The organism is Aeromicrobium sp. EU05-FHT14F07, assembly GCF_058790455.1.
Genome location: NZ_JBYTCR010000009.1, coordinates 21,762 through 39,434, shown reverse-complemented (window position 1 = coordinate 39,434; position 17,673 = coordinate 21,762). Strand labels below are relative to the sequence as shown.

10 protein-coding genes are annotated in these 17,673 nt (G+C 72.5%); 6 read left to right on the top strand and 4 right to left on the bottom strand.

Features of this window, described 5'->3' with window-relative positions; translation table 11 throughout:
- The first annotated feature begins 52 nt into the window (after positions 1–52).
- On the top strand, positions 53–1,735 hold the full coding sequence (gene ettA / locus AC3WRM_RS09820; RefSeq protein ID WP_492248206.1) for an energy-dependent translational throttle protein EttA: 1,683 nt from the start codon (positions 53–55) through the stop codon (positions 1,733–1,735).
- Between the two features lie 71 nt (positions 1,736–1,806).
- On the opposite strand, the gene AC3WRM_RS09815 is transcribed toward ettA, so the two are convergent.
- From AC3WRM_RS09815 to AC3WRM_RS09805, 3 genes are all read right to left on the bottom strand, one after another.
- A complete protein-coding gene (locus tag AC3WRM_RS09815; RefSeq protein WP_492248207.1) occupies positions 1,807–2,706 on the bottom strand; it encodes a zinc ribbon domain-containing protein in 900 nt (299 codons plus the stop codon).
- Positions 2,703–2,954, bottom strand: coding sequence for a helix-turn-helix domain-containing protein (locus AC3WRM_RS09810; RefSeq protein WP_492248208.1), 252 nt, complete (start codon positions 2,952–2,954; stop codon positions 2,703–2,705). Before AC3WRM_RS09810 ends, AC3WRM_RS09815 begins: the two co-directional genes overlap by 4 nt.
- Before the next feature lie 69 nt (positions 2,955–3,023).
- On the bottom strand, positions 3,024–3,515 hold the full coding sequence (locus tag AC3WRM_RS09805) for a MarR family winged helix-turn-helix transcriptional regulator (protein ID WP_492248209.1): 492 nt from the start codon (positions 3,513–3,515) through the stop codon (positions 3,024–3,026).
- Between the two features lie 127 nt (positions 3,516–3,642).
- Here AC3WRM_RS09805 and AC3WRM_RS09800 point away from each other — a divergent pair, with 127 nt between their 5' ends.
- Complete coding sequence (locus AC3WRM_RS09800; RefSeq protein ID WP_492248210.1) at positions 3,643–4,176, top strand: YceI family protein; 534 nt, start codon at positions 3,643–3,645, stop codon at positions 4,174–4,176.
- 74 nt (positions 4,177–4,250) lie between these two features.
- On the opposite strand, the gene AC3WRM_RS09795 is transcribed toward AC3WRM_RS09800, so the two are convergent.
- A complete protein-coding gene (locus AC3WRM_RS09795; protein WP_492248211.1) occupies positions 4,251–4,829 on the bottom strand; it encodes a TetR/AcrR family transcriptional regulator in 579 nt (192 codons plus the stop codon).
- Between the two features lie 120 nt (positions 4,830–4,949).
- On the opposite strand from AC3WRM_RS09795, the gene AC3WRM_RS09790 reads away from it, so the two are divergent.
- From AC3WRM_RS09790 to AC3WRM_RS09775, 4 genes are all read left to right on the top strand, one after another.
- On the top strand, positions 4,950–6,095 hold the full coding sequence (locus AC3WRM_RS09790) for an acyl-CoA dehydrogenase family protein (protein ID WP_286689790.1): 1,146 nt from the start codon (positions 4,950–4,952) through the stop codon (positions 6,093–6,095).
- Between the two features lie 82 nt (positions 6,096–6,177).
- On the top strand, positions 6,178–7,395 hold the full coding sequence (locus AC3WRM_RS09785) for an acetyl-CoA C-acetyltransferase (protein ID WP_492248212.1): 1,218 nt from the start codon (positions 6,178–6,180) through the stop codon (positions 7,393–7,395).
- Positions 7,395–8,144, top strand: coding sequence for an SDR family oxidoreductase (locus AC3WRM_RS09780; RefSeq protein ID WP_492248213.1), 750 nt, complete (start codon positions 7,395–7,397; stop codon positions 8,142–8,144). Before AC3WRM_RS09785 ends, AC3WRM_RS09780 begins: the two co-directional genes overlap by 1 nt.
- Before the next feature lie 364 nt (positions 8,145–8,508).
- Complete coding sequence (locus tag AC3WRM_RS09775) at positions 8,509–17,649, top strand: fatty acid synthase subunit beta domain-containing protein (RefSeq protein ID WP_492248214.1); 9,141 nt, start codon at positions 8,509–8,511, stop codon at positions 17,647–17,649.
- Positions 17,650–17,673 lie beyond the last annotated feature (24 nt).

Below are 17,673 nucleotides of genomic sequence, written 5' to 3'. Positions count from 1 at the left end.
GACGACCCGCGAGGCGCGCCACCTCCGCCGCCGTCGGTAGGCTGGGCCTCCTATGGCTGACTACGTTCTCTCCCTGCGCAACGTCCGCAAGGCCCACGGCGACAAGGTCGTCCTCGACGACGTGACCCTCTCGTTCCTGCACGGCGCCAAGATCGGCGTCGTGGGGCCGAACGGCATGGGCAAGTCGTCGCTGCTCAAGCTCATGGCCGGCCTCGACCAGCCGAACAACGGCGACATCGTCCGTGACCCCGAGGCCACCGTCGGCATGCTCCAGCAGGAGCCGCCCCTGACCGAGGGCAAGACCGTCCTGGAGAACGTCGAGGAGGCGGTCTCGGAGGTCAAGGACAAGATGAAGCGCCTCGAGGAGGCGTACGCCGAGATGGGCGAGCCCGACGCCGACTACGACGCCCTCATGGCCGAGACCGGCGACCTGCAGACGTTCCTCGACAGCGTCAACGCGTGGGACCTCGACTCCCGCCTCGACCAGGCCATGGACGCCCTGCGCTGCCCGCCGCCGGACGAGCTCGTCGACCACCTCTCCGGTGGTGAGCGCCGTCGCGTCGCCCTGTGCAAGCTGCTGCTCCAGCAGCCCGACCTGCTGCTCCTCGACGAGCCCACCAACCACCTCGACGCCGAGTCGGTGCAGTGGCTCGAGGGGCACCTCAAGTCCTACCCGGGTGCCGTCCTGGCCGTCACCCACGACCGCTACTTCCTCGACAACGTCGCCGAGTGGATCGCCGAGGTCGACCGTGGTCGCATCCACGGCTACGAGGGCAACTACTCCACCTACCTGGAGACGAAGAAGGAGCGCCTCAAGATCGAGGGCGCGAAGGACGCCAAGCGCGCCAGGATGCTGGAGAAGGAGCTCGACTGGGTCCGCTCCAACGCGAAGGGCCGCCAGGCCAAGAGCAAGGCGCGTCTGGCCCGCTACGAGGAGCTCGCGGCCGAGGCCGAGCGCGCCCGCAAGATCGACACCTCCGAGATCAACATCCCGGCCGGTCCGCGCCTGGGCGACGTGGTGCTCGACGCCAAGGGCCTGACGAAGGGCTTCGAGGGCCGCACGCTGTGGGACGACATCAGCTTCACGCTGCCGCGCGCCGGCATCGTCGGCGTCGTCGGCCCGAACGGCGTCGGCAAGACCACGCTGTTCCGCATGATCACCGGTCACGAGCAGCCCGACTCCGGGACGCTCGAGGTCGGCCAGACCGTCAAGATCTCCTACGCCGACCAGAGCCGCGGGAGCATCGCGGCCGACAAGAACGTGTGGGAGGTCGTCTCGGACGGGCTCGACTTCATCAAGGTCGCGAACTTCGAGATGAACAGCCGCGCGTACGTCGCGTCGTTCGGCTTCAAGGGCGCCGACCAGCAGAAGAAGGCCGGTGTGCTCTCCGGTGGTGAGCGCAACCGCCTCAACCTGGCGCTGACCCTGAAGCAGGGCGGCAACCTGCTCCTGCTCGACGAGCCCACCAACGACCTGGACGTCGAGACCCTCTCGTCGCTGGAGGACGCCCTGCTCGACTTCCCGGGCTGCGCCGTGGTCACGTCGCACGACCGCTGGTTCCTCGACCGCATCGCCACGCACATCCTGGCGTGGGAGGGCACCGAGGACGAGCCGGGCCGCTGGTTCTGGTTCGAGGGCAACTTCGCCTCCTACGAGGAGAACAAGATCGAGCGCCTCGGCGAGGAGGCGGCCCGACCGCACCGCGTCACGCACCGTCGCCTCACCCGCGACTGAGCACGCCCCACGCATCGGAGCACGATCGCCCCTTCCCGAGCCGGGAAGGGGCGATCGTGCTCCAAGACGGGTCAGTCGGCGCCACAGGTGGCGCAGTGCGGTGCGCCCACCCGTCGTGGGCGTGAGCAGCTGCCGCACTCGGCGACGACGTCGCGGCCGCAGCCCTCGCAGTGCGGTCCCTCCTCGCGTACCGGGAACCCGCAGAACGGGCACTCGCCCTTGCGCACCCGGCGGCGCGGGACCCGACGGGCGAGGTAGCGCTGGAGGGCGACGAACGCGACGACGGTGGCCGCCGCGCCCAGCACGGACAGCACGATGGGACCGAGCTCGACGACGTCGATGTAGTCCGTCACGTAGTCGCCTGCGAACCAGACCGCGGTCAGGGTGGCGGCGGCGACGGCCGAGAAGCCGAGGGTCAGGTAGCGCGAGCCGCGAGCCCGCTGGACGGTCAGCAACCGCAGCGACCCGCCGACCAGAGCAGCGACGAGCAGCAGCCTCAGGCCGGCGACCAGCCAGTACCGGTCGTCCCTCCCGTCGGCTCGCCGGTCGAACGACCGCTGCGCGGCATCGGCCTTCTCCTGCGCGGCGTCGGCGGTGGCCCGTGCCTCCTGGAGCTTCCCGCGCTCGCTGCGGTAGGTGGCCTCGGCGCGGTCGAGGGCGGCCTCGAGACGATCGGTCGCCCGTCCCTGGTCGAGGGCGAGCGTGAGCCGGTCGCGGGCCAGGTCCAGCTCGGTCCGCGCGTCGTCGCGTCGGCTCTCCGCGTCGTAGACCTCGTCCTGCGCCTCGCTCGCCCGGTCCAGGGTGCGCTGCTCGGCTGCCGTGTACGCGTACGACGGCGTCTCGCCGACCCAGTCGGCGACCTTCACGTAGAACCAGCTGGTGCCGATGAGCAGGAAGACGGCCAGGACGACGGCGAGGACCTTCTCGCTGCGGGTCGCCTCGACGTCCTCGGGATCGACGCGTGTGCTCATGGTGTCCTCCTCGTGGGGCGGGTACGGGGTCGGAAGGACACCTCGAGCGTGCAGTCGAGCGCCTCGGCGATCGCCGCGAGCGTGTCGAGCTTCGGTGGCCGTCGGGCGGACTCGAAGCGGGCGATCGCCGACTGGGTCGTGCCGAGCAGGTCGGCCAGCTCGCGCTGGGACAGCTTGAGCTCGGTGCGCCGGGCGACCACCTGGGCCACCACGTTGGCGTAGAGCGCCTCGTCCTGGATGTCCTTCACGACCGGCACGCTATCGCACACATGCTATGCCTGTCCATAGCGCGCGTGCGATGTCTCCGTTCCCCGATGTCAGAAGTCGCGGCCCTCGAGGCCGGTGCGGACGGCCTCGAGGACCCTCCCGACGGCGGCGAGGTCCTCGCGGCTGCAGCGTGCGACGAGGTAGTCGTGCACCCCGCGGACGTGGGTGTGGGCGGCCTGCGCCAGCACGTCGTGCCCGTGGTCGGTCAGCACGGCGCTGACGCCGCGCCCGTCGGTGCAGCTCGCGGCGCGACGCACGATGCCGTCACGCTCGAGCCGGGCGATCGTGTGCGTGATGCGGCTGCGCGAGTGCGACACGGCGGAGGCGAGCTCGGCCATGCGGATCGAGCGGTCCTCGGCCTCGGACAGGCGGACGAGGATCTCGTACTCGGCCATCGAGAGGTCGTGCGCGGCGCGCAGGTCGCGGTCGAGCTGGTCGAGGAGCACCGTCGAGCCCCCGAGGTAGGAGCGCCACCACCGCTGCTGCTCGGTGTCGAGCCACGGCGTCGTGTCCGGGTTCTCGTCGATGGGAGCGCTGGTCATGGGGCACATCCTAGGTTCGTGGAGAGGCAGTCCAGGAGAGGGTGTTGATTGAGGCTTCAACTACATGGTAGCGTCTCTCTCGTTGACGGCTCAACCACGAGCCGCACCCCGACTTCAGGAGACACCCATGAGCATCACCACCGGCACCTGGAACCTCGACCCCACGCACACCGAGATCGGCTTCTCCGTGCGTCACATCATGAGCAAGGTCCGCGGCAAGTTCGAGACCTTCGAGGGCTCGATCGTCACCGCCGAGCCCATCACCGACTCCAAGGTCACGGTCGAGGTCGACCTCTCCTCGATCAACACCGGCACCGCCGACCGCGACAACCACCTGCGCTCGAGCGACTTCTTCGACACCGAGACCCACGCGAAGATGACCTTCGTCAGCACGGGCGTCGTCCAGAAGTCCGAGGAGTCCTACGTCGTCAACGGCGACCTGACGATCAAGGGCGTCACCAAGCCCCTGCAGCTCGACGTCGACTTCCTCGGCGAGGGCAAGGACCCGTGGGGCGGCACGCGCGTCGGCGTCGAGGCCACCGGCGAGATCAGCCGCAAGGAGTTCGGCATCGACTTCAACATCCCGCTCGAGGGTGACAAGGTCATGATCGGCGACAAGATCACCATCACGATCAACGCGGAGGCCGTGCTCGAGGCCTGAGCCCGCACGCACCGCTGCGCAGCACGACTGCGACAGCACCCCTGGCGGCGTCCACCCCTCGCGGGTGGGCGCCGTCAGTCGTCGTGGGCCAGGACCATCCGCAGCGCGAGCCGGGCGTGCAGCTCGGCGACGTCCTCCGGCGTCTGCGGTCCCGTGGGGGAGAACCAGCGCACGAGGTCGATGCTCAGGGAGAGGATCGCGCGGGTGGTGCCGACCACGTCGTCGACGGCGAAGTCGCCCGAGGCGACGCCGGCCTCGAGCACCCGCTGCATGACGCGCTCGATCGCGCGACGCAGCGCGGCGACCTCGGAGCGGTGCTCCGGGGTCAGGGCGTCGAACTCGTACTGGACGATCCGGCCGACCCGGCTGTGCGACGCGTGCCAGGCGCTGAAGTCGTGCACGAAGCGGCGCAGGCGCTCGGGGGGAGTGGTGGCGGGGTCGTCGGCGGACTCCACGACCTGCAGGGCCGAGCGGTGTCCGTCGATGCTCACGGTGAAGAGCAGCGACTCCTTGGTGTCGTGGTGGACGTAGACCGCTGCGGGGCTCATGCCCGCACGCGCCGCGATGTCGCGGGTCGTCGTCGCCGTGAAGCCCTTCTCGGCGAACGCCTCGACGGCAGCCTCCAGGAGCCGCTCGCGCGCTGTGGCGGTCATGACATCGTCCCTTTCGTCGGTTGACAGCATGGCCCATGCCGGGCACGCTAAGCAAGCGCTTACCTACTGGCGCGTCACTTCACGTCCGAGCACGAGACACACCAGAGCACGAGGGACCCGATGGACCGCACCGTCTACACCGCCGACCACGAGGACTTCCGCGACACCTGCGCGACGTTCCTGGCCAAGAAGGTCGCCCCGCACATCGAGCAGTACATCGAGGACAAGGCCCTCCCGCGCGACTTCTGGCTGGCGGCGGGCGAGCTCGGCCTCCTCGGCCTGGAGATCCCCGAGGAGTTCGGCGGTGCCGGCGCCGAGGACTTCCGGTTCAACGCCGTCTGGGCCGAGGAGCTCAGCAAGGTCAGCGCCGCCCTCGCGTCCTGCGTCGGCATCCACTCCGACATCACCGCGCCCTACATCGTCGAGCTCGGCACGCAGGAGCAGAAGGAGCGCTGGCTGCCGAAGATCGCGTCGGGCGAGTGCCTGCTGGCCATCGGCATGACCGAGCCCGGCGGCGGCTCCGACCTCGCCGCGCTGAAGACCACCGCTGTCCGCGACGGCGACGAGTGGGTCATCAACGGCTCCAAGACCTTCATCACCAACGGCTACAGCGCCGACCTCGTGGTCACCGCCGTCCGCACGTCCCCGGAGAAGGGCGCCAAGGGCATCACCCTCTTCGCCATCGAGGCCGGCGACGAGGGCTTCAGCCGCGGCCGCAAGCTCGACAAGGTCGGCCAGACCGAGTCCGACACCGCCGAGCTGTTCTTCGAGAACGTCCGTGTCGGCGACGACCGGATCATCGGCGAGCTCGACCGCGGCTTCATCCACATGATGCAGAAGCTCCCGCAGGAGCGGCTCAGCTGCGCGATCTCCAACATCGCCCACGCCAAGCAGATCCTCGTCGAGACGATCCAGTACGCCAAGGACCGCAAGGCGTTCGGCCAGGCCATCGGCAACTTCCAGTGGAACAAGTTCCTCATCGCCGAGCTCGTTACCAAGATCGAGGTCGCCGAGGCCTACCTCGACAACGCCGTCGCCGCCCACGCCGAGAAGAAGTTCAGCGCCGTCGACGCCGCCAAGGCCAAGTGGTACACGTCCGACGTCCAGAACCAGGTGCTCGACCACTGCGTCCAGATCCACGGCGGCTACGGGTTCATGAACGAGTACCGCGTGGCCCGTGCCTGGCGCGACGCCCGCGTGACCCGCATCTGGGCCGGCTCCAACGAGATCATGAAGGAGCTCATCGGCCGCGACCTCGGCCTCTGAGCGCTGTTCCCTTCGCCGCCCAGGGCCCGGCACCCCTGCCGGGCCGCCCCGCAGGATCCCCCCACCACCGGAAGGCAGCACCATGACCGAAGCCGTCATCGTCTCGACCGCCCGCTCGCCCATCGGGCGCGCGGTCAAGGGCTCGCTGAAGGACATGCGTCCCGACGACCTCACCGTGCAGATGGTGCAGGCCGCCCTCGCCAAGGTCCCCGGGCTCGACCCGAAGGACATCACCGACCTGCACCTCGGTGTCGGCCAGCCGGCCGGCGAGGCGGGCCACAACCTGGCGCGCGCCGTGGCGGTGCTCTCCGGCATGGACCACCTGCCCGGCGTCACCGTGAACCGGTACTGCTCGTCGTCGCTGCAGACCACCCGCATGGCCTTCCACGCCATCAAGGCCGGTGAGGGCGACGCCTACATCTCGGCCGGCGTCGAGACGGTCAGCCGCTTCCAGAACGGGTTCTCCGACCTGCCCGGCTCGGAGAACCCGCTGTTCGCCGACGCCATCGCCCGCACCGCGAAGCGGGCCGAAGGTGGCGCCGACACGTGGACGGACCCGCGCGAGGCCGGTGAGCTGCCCGACCTCTACATCGCGATGGGCCAGACGGCGGAGAACGTCGCCCAGCACCTCGGCATGAGCCGCGAGGAGCAGGACGAGTTCGGCGTCCGCAGCCAGAACCTCGCCGAGGCGGCCATCGAGTCCGGCTTCTGGGCGAAGGACATCACGCCCGTCACGCTGCCCGACGGCACCGTCGTCTCGAAGGACGACGGCCCGCGCGCGGGTGTGACGCTCGAGGCCGTCAGCCAGCTCAAGCCGGTGTTCCGTCCCGACGGCACCGTCACGGCCGGCAACGCGTGTCCGCTCAACGACGGCGCCGCGGCCGTCGTGATCATGAGCGACGAGAAGGCCAAGGCGCTCGGCCTGACGCCGCTGGCGCGCATCGTCTCGACCGCCGTGACCGGCCTCTCGCCGGAGATCATGGGTCTCGGCCCCGTCGAGGCCATCCCGGCCGCGCTGCGCAACGCCGGCATGGGCATCGACGACATCGACCTCTACGAGATCAACGAGGCGTTCGCGGTCCAGTCGTGGGGCTCGGCGAAGGTGCTCGGCATCCCGCTGGACAAGCTCAACGTCAACGGCGGCGCGATCGCCGTCGGCCACCCGTTCGGCATGACCGGTGCCCGCATCACCAGCACGCTCATCAACTCCCTGCAGTGGCACGACAAGCAGTTCGGCGTCGAGTCGATGTGCGTCGGCGGCGGCATGGGCATGGCGATGGTCATCGAGCGGCTGTCCTGATGGGTCGCTTCGACGGCAAGGTCGCGGTCGTCACCGGCGCCAGCCGGGGCATCGGCCTCGGCATCGCGCAGCGGCTGGTCGACGACGGCGCGAAGGTGCTGGTCACGGCCCGCAAGACCGGCGCGCTCGAGGAGGCCGTCGCGACCCTGGGCGCCGACCGCGCCGCGTACGTCGCGGGCTCGGGCGACGACGCCGCGCACCAGGAGGAGGCGGTCCGCACCGCGATCGAGCGGTTCGGTCGGCTCGACTTCCTGGTGAACAACACCGGCATCAACCCGGTGTACGGCCGCATGATCGACATCGACCTCGAGGCCGCGGCGAAGATCTTCGCGGTCAACGTGCTGTCGGCCGTCGCGTGGGCGCAGCAGGCCTACCGGCAGTGGATGGGCGAGCACGGCGGCGCCATCGTCAACGTGTCGTCGGTGGCCGGGCTCAAGCCGGCCCCGAACATCGGCATGTACGGCGCGTCGAAGTCCGCGCTCATCCACGTGACCGAGGAGCTCGCCGTCGAGCTCGGCCCCGACATCCGCGTGAACGGCGTGGCCCCGGCCGTCGTGAAGACGAGGTTCGCGAAGGCGCTCTACGAGGGTCGCGAGGACGAGGTGTCGGCACCGTACCCGCTCAAGCGGCTCGGCCTGCCCGAGGACATCGCGGGCGTCGTCGGCTTCCTGCTGTCCGACGACGCAGGGTGGCTGACCGGCCAGACCATCACCGCCGACGGCGGCCTGCTGCTGACCGGTGGCGTCTGACCTCGCTGCAGTCCTGGACGACCCCGTGGCCACCTGGTGGCCACGGGGTCGTCCGTCTGTGCCGGGTGCCTGCGGCCGCGCCGCGTGACCTCCCCCGTTCATCGGTGGATCTGCAACCGCAGGAGTGGCCCTGACGTTGCTGAGGCACCGATGCGCAGGAGGTCGGCCTGTCGGTGTCGGGGCAACGACAGGAGCGCGTCTGCGGTTGCCCAGGCACCGATGGGGGAGGAGAAGCGGGCGGGTGGCGTGCGCGGCGTCGTGTGACACGAAGAACATGAGGAAACCCTCGGAATAAACTTGAGGATCCTCTCACGTTTTGCGACGATGGTGCTTCCGCCCACCTGTCGCAGCGAGGTATCACGACGTGACCACCACCCCCACGAGCCCGACGAGCACCACCACCGCCACGGGAGGCCGCCGCGAGGCGCTGGTCGACCGGCTCCGAGGAGGGCAGCGCTACGCCGTGGTCGCCGGCGGGCAGGGGGAGCCGTGGCTCCAGCCGCTCGCCGCGCTCGTGCGCGACTTCGCCCTCGAGTCCGACGTCGCCGGTGTCGTCGCGCGGGCCGAGCAGCGTCTCGCACCCGTCGCCACCGAGCTGCTGCGCACCGGGGTCGACGTCGCACCTCTCGCGTGGCTCGACGCCCTCGCCGTCGGCGAGTCGGCCGAGGACGACGACGCCCCCGAGGTGCCCGACGCAGCGACGCTCCAGGCCCCTGCGGTCTCGGTCCCCGGCATCCTGCTGACGCAGCTGGCCGGTCTCGCCGCCCAGCAGCGCCAGGGGCTGGACGTCGTCGCGACGCCGCCGGTCGCCTGCGCCGGGCACTCCCAGGGCGCGTACGTGGTCGAGGCGCTGGCAGGGGCGGACCCGGCCGACCTCTACGCCCACGCGCGCCTGGCGGGTGCCGCCGCGCAGGTCGTCGGCCGTCGCCGTGGCCTGCTCGGCGCCACGATGCTCAGCGTGTCGGGGGAGAGCCCCGAACGGGTCGCCGCGGCGCTGGCCCCGCTGCCCGCCTCGGCCGGCGTCGTCACCCGGCTGCGCAACGGTCGCCGCGCCGTCGTGCTGTCCGGGCCGCAGGAGGGCCTGCGGCGCGCCGTCGACCTGCTCGAGCAGGCCGCGGCCGCGGAGAAGGACGAGCGGTCGCGCAAGGTCACCGGGGGTGCCGCCTTCGCACCCGTCGTCGAGCCGGTCGCCGCCCAGCTCGCCTTCCACCACCCCGACCTCGACGCCGCCGCCGACCTCGCCGCGACGTGGGCCGACGTCTGCGGCCTCGACGTCGAGCAGGCTCGTCGGCTCACGCGCCGCGCGATCGTCGACCCGGTCGACTGGGTGGCGGAGGTCGAGCGCGTCCTCGACGCCGGCGCCGAGTGGCTGCTCGACGTCGGCCCCGGCGACCTCGCGGCGCGACTCAGCGCCGCCGAGGCCAAGGTCCGGGGCGCCGGTGTCGTGTCCGTCGCGACCCGCCGCGGCCACCGAGAGCTCACCGTCCCGGGCGCCGCGCCGCGCCGCAGCCGTCCCTGGAGCTCCTACGCCCCCACGGCCGCCCAGCTGCCCGACGGCTCGCTGCGCGTCGAGACGGCGTTCACGCGTCTCACGGGTCTCTCGCCCGTCCTGCTCGCGGGCATGACGCCCACGACCGTCGACGCGAAGATCGTCGCCGCTGCCGCGAACGCCGGCTTCTGGGCCGAGCTGGCCGGTGGCGGGCAGGTCAGCGAGCCGATCTTCGCCGACCGCATGGCCGAGCTGCGCGAGCTGCTCGACGAGGGCCGCACGTTCCAGTTCAACTCCCTCTTCCTCGACCCGTACCTCTGGAAGCTGCAGCTCGGCGGTCAGCGGCTGGTGCAGAAGGCCCGCGCGGCCGGGGCGCCGGTCGACGGCGTGGTCGTCACCGCGGGCGTCCCCGAGCTCGACGAGGCCGTCGCGCTCGTCGAGGAGCTCTCGGAGGTGGGGGTCCAGCACGTCGCGTTCAAGCCGGGCACCGTCGCGCAGATCCGTCAGGTGCTGGCCATCGCGGAGCAGGTCGCGCCACGTCCCGTGATGATCCAGATCGAGGGCGGCAAGGCCGGCGGGCACCACTCGTGGGAGGACCTGGACGACCTGCTCGTCGCCACCTACGCCCAGCTGCGCGCGCACGACAACGTGGTGGTGTGCGTCGGCGGAGGCATCGGGACCCCCGAGGTCGCCGCCGCCTACCTGACCGGCGAGTGGGCCCGTGCCCACGGCCACCCGGTGATGCCGCTCGACGGCGTGCTCGTCGGCACGGCAGCCATGGCGACGCTCGAGGCCACCACGGCACCCGAGGTCAAGCAGCTGCTCGTCGACACCCCCGGCACCCCCGACTGGGTCGGAGCGGGCCACGCGTCCGGCGGCATGGCCTCGGGCCGCAGCCAGCTCGGCGCCGACATCCACGAGATCGACAACACCGCCTCGCGCACCGGCCGCCTGCTCGACGAGGTGGCCGGTGACGCCGAGGCCGTCGCGGCCCGCCGTGACGAGATCGTCGAGGCGCTCGACCGCACCGCCAAGCCGTACTTCGGCGACGTCGCCACGATGACGTACGGCACGTGGCTCGACCGCTTCGCGAAGCTCACGACCGACCGGGTCGCCCCCACGGGGATCGACGAGGACGGTGGCTCGGCCCCGGCGGGGGTGCCGGGCCGTGGGCGGCGGAGGGGCTGGCTCGACGTGACCCTGCGCGACCGTTTCCACGCCATGCTGCAGCGCGCCGAGGCGCGTCTGGCGCCCGAGGACCACGGCGACGTCGCCACGCTCTTCGCCGCCCCGGCCGACGTCGAGGACGCGGCCGTCGCCCTCGCGACGCTGCGGGAGACCTACCCGGCCGCCGACGACGTCGTGCTGCACCCGGCCGACGTCCCGTTCTTCGTGCAGGTCTGCCGCCGACCCGGCAAGCCCGTGCCGTTCGTGCCCGTGGTCGACGCCGACGTGCGTCGCTGGTGGCGCTCGGACTCGCTGTGGCAGGCCCACGACCCGCGCTTCGGCGCCGACCAGGTGTGCGTCATCCCCGGCACCGTCTCGGTCGCCGGCATCACGCGCGTCGACGAGCCCGTGGGCGACCTGCTGCGCCGCTTCGAGGACGCGACGGTCGACGCCGTGCTCGCCGCCGGTGCCGCACCGCGCGAGGTCGTCGGCCTGCGTCGGGCGGAGGGCGCCGAGGGTGCCGTCTCGCTCGTGCTGGCGGCGCCGGACGCCGTCTGGTCGGGCCGCACGGTCCGCAACCCCGTCCACCGGCTCGGCGCGCCCGCCTCGACGTCGAGCGGCTGGGTCATCGTGGCGCCCGAGCGCGCCGAGCACCCCGAGACCGGCGCCGTGCTGACCGGGGCGGGCGGCTCGGCCGAGCTGACGGTCCCGCTCGACCGTGCGGGACGCGTGCTGACCCTGGCCTTCGACGTGACGGACGCGGTCGCGACCGGCGCCGCACCCGTCGTGCCGGTCTCGACGGCTGCCGCGGCGATGCTCGACCTCCTGAGCGCCGCGGCGGGCGGCTCGCTGCCCACCGTGTCGGACGACGCCGCCGAGCTCGTCGCGTCCTGGAGCGACGACGTCGTGGCCGACCACGCCGGCGTCACCGCCGGCACCACCACCGACTTCGTCCCCGACGCGCTCGTCGGGCTCGCCTGGCCGGCGGTCTTCGCCGTCATCGGTGCAGCACGCGCAGCGTCGGGGGAGCCGGTCGTGGAGGGCATGCTCGACCTCGTCCACCTCGACCACGCGGTCGACGTCGCGACCGCGCCGACCGACGGTGCCGACCTCGCCGTCCGCGCCTCGCTGCGCTCGGTGGAGGCCACCGACCTCGGTCGCGTCGTCACGGTCGACGTCGACGTCCGGCAGGGCGACGTCTCCGTCGCGAGCCTGGTCGAGCGCTTCTGCGTGCGCGGTCGTCCCGGCACGACCGACGCGGGTGAGCCCCTGCGCGCCGGCGGGCGTCTGGACGACGCGGAGGTGCACCCGACCCCGCGTCGCACGCGGGCCGAGGGCTCCGTGACCGCTCCCGCCGACCTCCGTGCGTTCGCCGCGGTCTCCGGCGACCACAACCCGATCCACACCAGCACGGCCGCCGCCCGCCTCGCGGGCCTCGGCGAGCCGATCGCGCACGGCATGTGGCTCTCGGCCGCCGCGCAGCGCGTCGTCGTCGAGGGCACCGGTCGCACGCTGCTCGGCTGGACCACGCGCTGGCTCAGCCCGCTCGCACCCGGAGCCGAGGTCTCCGTGAAGGCCGAGCGCACGGCGCTCGTCGAGGGCGACGAGGTCGTCGAGGTCACCTGCCGGGCAGGCGGGGAGCTCGTCATGGCCGCCACCGCGCGGCTGCGCGCACCGCGGACCGCCTACGCCTTCCCGGGCCAGGGCATCCAGCACGCGGGCATGGGCATGGCCGGCTACCAGCGCTCGAAGGCCGCGCGTGCCGTCTGGGACCGCGCCGACGCGCACACCCGCAGCGCGCTCGGGTTCTCGATCCTCACCGTCGTGCGCGACAACCCGACGGTCCTCGTCGCGCACGGCACCACCCACAAGCACCCCGACGGCGTGCTGTTCCTGACCCAGTTCACGCAGGTGGCCATGGCGGTGCTCGGCGCCGCGCAGATGGCCGAGCTGCGCGAGTCGGGCGCGTTCGTCGAGGGCTCCGTGCTCGCCGGCCACTCGGTCGGCGAGTACAACGCGCTCGCGGCCGTCTCGGGCGTCATCCCGCTCGAGGCCGTCGTCGAGGTCGTGTTCCAGCGTGGCTCCGTCATGCACACGCTCGTCCCGCGCGACGAGCAGGGCCGCAGCGACTACCGCCTCGCCGCCATCCGGCCGTCCCAGATCGGCCTGGCCGACGACGAGGTCACGGCCTACGTCGACGGCGTGGCCGAGCGCAGCGGCGAGTTCCTGCAGATCGTCAACTACAACCTGCGCGGCTCGCAGTACGCGATCGCCGGCACGGTGAAGGGCCTGGAGGTCCTCGAGGCGGACATCGCCGAGCGTCGCGCACGCTTCGGCGGCAAGGCGGCGTTCATCCTGGTGCCGGGCATCGACGTGCCGTTCCACTCGCGGGTGCTGCACGGCGGCGTGCCCGACTTCCGCGCGCGACTCGAGGAGCTGCTGCCCGCCGAGATCGACCCGTCGATCCTCGAGGGCCGCTACGTGCCGAACCTGGTGCCGCGGCCGTTCTCGCTCGCGGAGGACTTCATCCGGGAGGTCGCCGACCTGGTCGGCGCCTCTCCGCTCGACGAGGTGCTCTCCGACTTCGCCGCCTGGGCCGCGCGGCCGCAGGCGCTGTGCCGGACGCTGCTGATCGAGCTGCTGGCCTGGCAGTTCGCCAGCCCGGTGCGCTGGATCGAGACGCAGGACCTGATGTTCGCGAGCGTCGAGAACGGTGGCCTCGGGGTCGAGCGGTTCGTGGAGATCGGGGTGGGACAGTCGCCGACGGTCGCCAACCTCGCCTCCTCGACGCTCAAGCTCCCGGCCGTGCAGTCGACGCTCGGCGCCCGCGGCGTCGACGTCGCGAACATCGAGCGCGACGCGGCTGCCGTCTTCGCCACCGACGAGGACCCGACCCCGGTCGAGGACGACGTCGTCGAGGAGCGCCCGGCCGCCGAGGCCGCGCCCACTCCTGCGACGACCACCCCGACGGCCGCACCCGCCTCCTCCGGAGGTCCGAGGCCCGCGGACCTGACGTTCGACGCCGCCGACGGCACCCGCACGCTCATCGCGTGGTGGACGAAGCTGCGCCCCGAGCAGATCGGTGCGGCCGACTCCATCGAGTCGCTGTGCGACGGTGCGTCGTCACGCCGCAACCAGCTGCTGGTCGACCTCGGCGGGGAGCTGTCGCTGGGCGCGATCGACGGTGCGGCCGACGCCGACGTGCCCACGCTGTCGGCGCAGGTCAAGGGCCTGGCCCGCGGCTACAAGCCGTTCGGTCCCGTGCTCTCGGCGACGTTCGCCGACCACCTCAAGAAGGTGCTCGGCCCGACGGGGCGCAAGCAGTCGTCCGTGGCCGACCGCGTGAGCGACGTCTGGCAGCTCGGCCCCGGCTGGGCCAGCCACGTGCTGGCCGAGCTGGCGCTCTCCACCCGCGAGGGTGCGAGCGTGCGCGGTGGCGACCTCGCCACCGTCACCACGCCGACCAACGGCGCCGAGGTCGACGCGGCCGTCGACGCGGCGGTGCAGGCCGTGGCCGCGCGCCACGGCGTGACCGTCGCGCTGCCGGCCGCCGGCGGCTCCGACGCCACCGTCGACGCGGCCGCGCTGGCGGAGATCACCGGCGACATCACCGGGCCCGACGGCGTGCTGGCGAGCACGGCTCGTCACCTCCTGGCCCGCCTCGGGCTGTCGGACGAGGTGCCCATGACGGAGGACGACGAGGACGTCCGCCGTGTGCTCGCCCGGGTGGAGGCCGAGCTCGGCTCCGACTGGGTCGACGCCGTCGCGCCTGCGTTCGACGAGCGTCGGGCGGTGCTGCTCGACGACCGGTGGGCGAGCGCCCGTGAGGACCTCGCGCGACTCGCGCTCGGCCAGGTCGACGTCGAGCCCAGCCGGTTCGCGGGTGCGGGAGAGGTCGTCGCGACCCAGGCCCGCTGGTGGGCCGGACGCACCGACGACGCAGGCCTGGAGGCCCGTCTGGGGCAGGTGGCCGAGCTCGCGCTCGACACGACCCCGGGCACCTGGGCCGACGAGGTCGCGCTCGTCACCGGCGCCAGCCGCGGCTCCATCGCCGCGTCGGTGGTGGGTGAGCTGCTCGCCGGTGGCGCGACGGTCGTCGCCACCACGTCGGGCCTCGACAGCCGCAAGGTCGGCTTCTTCCGCGAGCTCTACCGCTCGCACGCCCGCGCCGGCGCCCGCCTCTGGGTGGTCCCCGCCAACATGGCGTCGTTCGCCGACGTCGATGCGCTCGCGTCGTGGGTGGTCGCCGAGCAGTCCCGCACGGTCGGCAGCACCAAGCACGTCGCCAAGCCGGCGCTCGTGCCGACGATGCTCGTGCCGTTCGCAGCCGGACGCGTCATGGGCGACCTGTCCGACGCGGGCAGTCGCACCGAGGTCGAGGCCCGCATCCTGCTGTGGTCGGTGGAGCGCCTCGTCGGTGCCCTCGCCACGACCGGACGCGACCACGACCTCGCCTCGCGCCTGCACGTGCTGCTCCCGGGCTCGCCCAACCGCGGCATGCTCGGCGGCGACGGCGCGTACGGCGAGGCCAAGGCCGCGCTCGACGCCGTCGTCACGAAGTGGGGTGCCGAGAAGAACTGGTCCGAGCGCGTGACGCTCACCCACGCCGTCATCGGCTGGGTCCGCGGCACGGGGCTCATGGGCGGCAACGACCCGCTCGTGCAGGCCGTCGAGGCTGCGGGAGTCCGGACCTGGAGCCCCGAGGAGATGGCGTCCGCGCTGCTCGAGCAGGGCTGCACCCCGGCCGTGCGCGAGCAGGCCGCCGCCGCCCCGGTCGAGCTCGACCTGACCGGCGGCCTCGGCGAGGCCGACCTCGACCTGCGCGCGCTCGCCGAGAACCTGGAGCGGCCGGCTGCCGACGTCGAGGACACGACCGCGACGGTCGCGGCCCTCGCGCCGTCGCCCGCGCAGCTGCCCGACATCGCTGCCCCCGCGTGGGGCGACGTGTCGGCGCGTCCCGAGGACCTCGTGGTCGTCGTCGGCACCGGCGAGCTCGGCCCGTACGGCTCGGCGCGCACCCGCTTCGAGATGGAGGTGCACGACGAGCTGTCCGCGGCCGGCGTGCTCGAGCTGGCGTGGAACACCGGCCTGCTGGCGTGGGACGAGGCGAACCAGGGCTGGTACGACGTCGAGACGAACGAGGCGGTCGACGAGGCCGACGTGCACGAGCGCTACCACGACACCGTCGTCGAGCGCTGCGGCATCCGCACGTACGGCGACGACGGCTCGATGGTCGACAACAGCGCGCCGCTGCTGACGTCGGTGTTCCTCGAGCAGGACCTGACGTTCGCCGTCGGCAGCGAGGCCGAGGCGCGCGCGATGCACGCCGCCGATCCCGAGCGCACGACGATCACCGCGTCGCAGGACGGCGAGTGGACGGTGACCCGCAAGGCCGGCACCGAGATCCGCGTGCCGCGCCGGATGGAGCTCACGCGCACCATCGGCGGGCAGATCCCGACCGGGTTCGACCCGGCCGTCTGGGGCGTGCCGGCCGAGATGCTCGAGAGCATCGACCGCGTGGCGATCTGGAACCTCGTGTGCACCGTCGACGCGTTCCTGTCGAGCGGGTTCACGCCGGCGGAGCTGATGCGCTGGGTGCACCCGGCGTTCGTCGCGAACACGCAGGGCACCGGCATGGGCGGCATGGCCTCCATGCACGCGCTGTACATCAACACGCTGCTGGGGGAGAGCAACCCGAACGACATCCTCCAGGAGGCGCTGCCCAACGTCATCGCCGCGCACGTGGTGCAGTCGTACGTGGGCAGCTACGGCGCGATGATCCACCCGGTCGCCGCGTGCGCGACCACGGCCGTCTCCGTCGAGGAGGGGGTCGACAAGATCCGTGTCGGGAAGGCCGAGTTCGTGGTGGCCGGCGGGTTCGACGACCTCAGCACCGAGGGCATCATCGGCTTCGCCGACATGTCCGCGACGGCCGACTCCGGCGCGATGCTCGCGCAGGGGATCGACCCGCGGCGGGTCAGCCGGGCCAACGACCGTCGGCGTGGTGGGTTCGTGGAGTCGCAGGGCGGCGGCACGCTCCTGCTCGCCCGAGGTGACGTGGCGGCCCGGATGGGGCTGCCGGTGCATGCTGTCGTGGCCTACGCCGGGTCGTTCGCGGACGGTGTGCACACGTCGATCCCGGCGCCCGGCATCGGCGCGCTGGCGGCGGGCATCGGCGGACGCGAGTCGCAGCTGGCCCGCTCGCTCGCGGCGCTCGGACTCGACGCCGACGACGTGGGCGTCGTCAGCAAGCACGACACGTCGACGGCCGCGAATGACCCGAACGAGTCCGAGCTGCACGAGCGCCTCGCGGCGGCGATCGGGCGCAGCGCCGGCAACCCGCTGTTCGTCGTGTCGCAGAAGACGCTGACCGGGCACGCGAAGGGCGGCGCGGCGGCGTTCCAGCTGATCGGTCTCACGCAGGTGCTCACGAGCGGCGTCCTGCCGCCGAACCGCAGCCTCGACTGCGTCGACGACGTCCTGGCCGAGCACGAGCACCTGGTGTGGCTGCGCGAGCCGCTCGCCGGAGCGACGCTCAAGGCGGGTCTGGTGACGAGCCTCGGCTTCGGGCACGTGGCCGGCCTGATCGCGCTGGCCCACCCGGAGGCGTTCGTGCAGGCGCTGCCCGAGGGTGACCGCGAGGCGTACCGCGCGCGGGCACGGGAGCGTGCCGTGGCGGGCCGGATGCGCCTGGCCCAGGTGATGGTCGGCTCGGCGGCGGCGTACGAGCGTCCACCGGGACGTCGGCTCGGCACGGACGGCGTGCGTGGTCGCGAGGCGTCGGTGCTGCTCGACCCGCAGGCCCGCCTCGGCGCCGACGGCGTCTACGTGGGGCCGTCGTGCTCGTGACGTCGGACCCGTCCCGCGCTGCGA

Excerpts from the sequence above, each read along its gene's own strand:
- ettA (WP_492248206.1), top strand. The coding sequence starts at position 53 with ATGGCTGACTACGTTCTCTCCCTGCGCAACGTCCGCAAGGCCCACGGC.
- AC3WRM_RS09815 (WP_492248207.1), bottom strand. The coding sequence starts at position 2,706 with ATGAGCACACGCGTCGATCCCGAGGACGTCGAGGCGACCCGCAGCGAG.
- AC3WRM_RS09805 (WP_492248209.1), bottom strand. The coding sequence starts at position 3,515 with ATGACCAGCGCTCCCATCGACGAGAACCCGGACACGACGCCGTGGCTC.
- AC3WRM_RS09800 (WP_492248210.1), top strand. The coding sequence starts at position 3,643 with ATGAGCATCACCACCGGCACCTGGAACCTCGACCCCACGCACACCGAG.
- AC3WRM_RS09795 (WP_492248211.1), bottom strand. The coding sequence starts at position 4,829 with ATGACCGCCACAGCGCGCGAGCGGCTCCTGGAGGCTGCCGTCGAGGCG.
- AC3WRM_RS09790 (WP_286689790.1), top strand. The coding sequence starts at position 4,950 with ATGGACCGCACCGTCTACACCGCCGACCACGAGGACTTCCGCGACACC.
- AC3WRM_RS09785 (WP_492248212.1), top strand. The coding sequence starts at position 6,178 with ATGACCGAAGCCGTCATCGTCTCGACCGCCCGCTCGCCCATCGGGCGC.
- AC3WRM_RS09780 (WP_492248213.1), top strand. The coding sequence starts at position 7,395 with ATGGGTCGCTTCGACGGCAAGGTCGCGGTCGTCACCGGCGCCAGCCGG.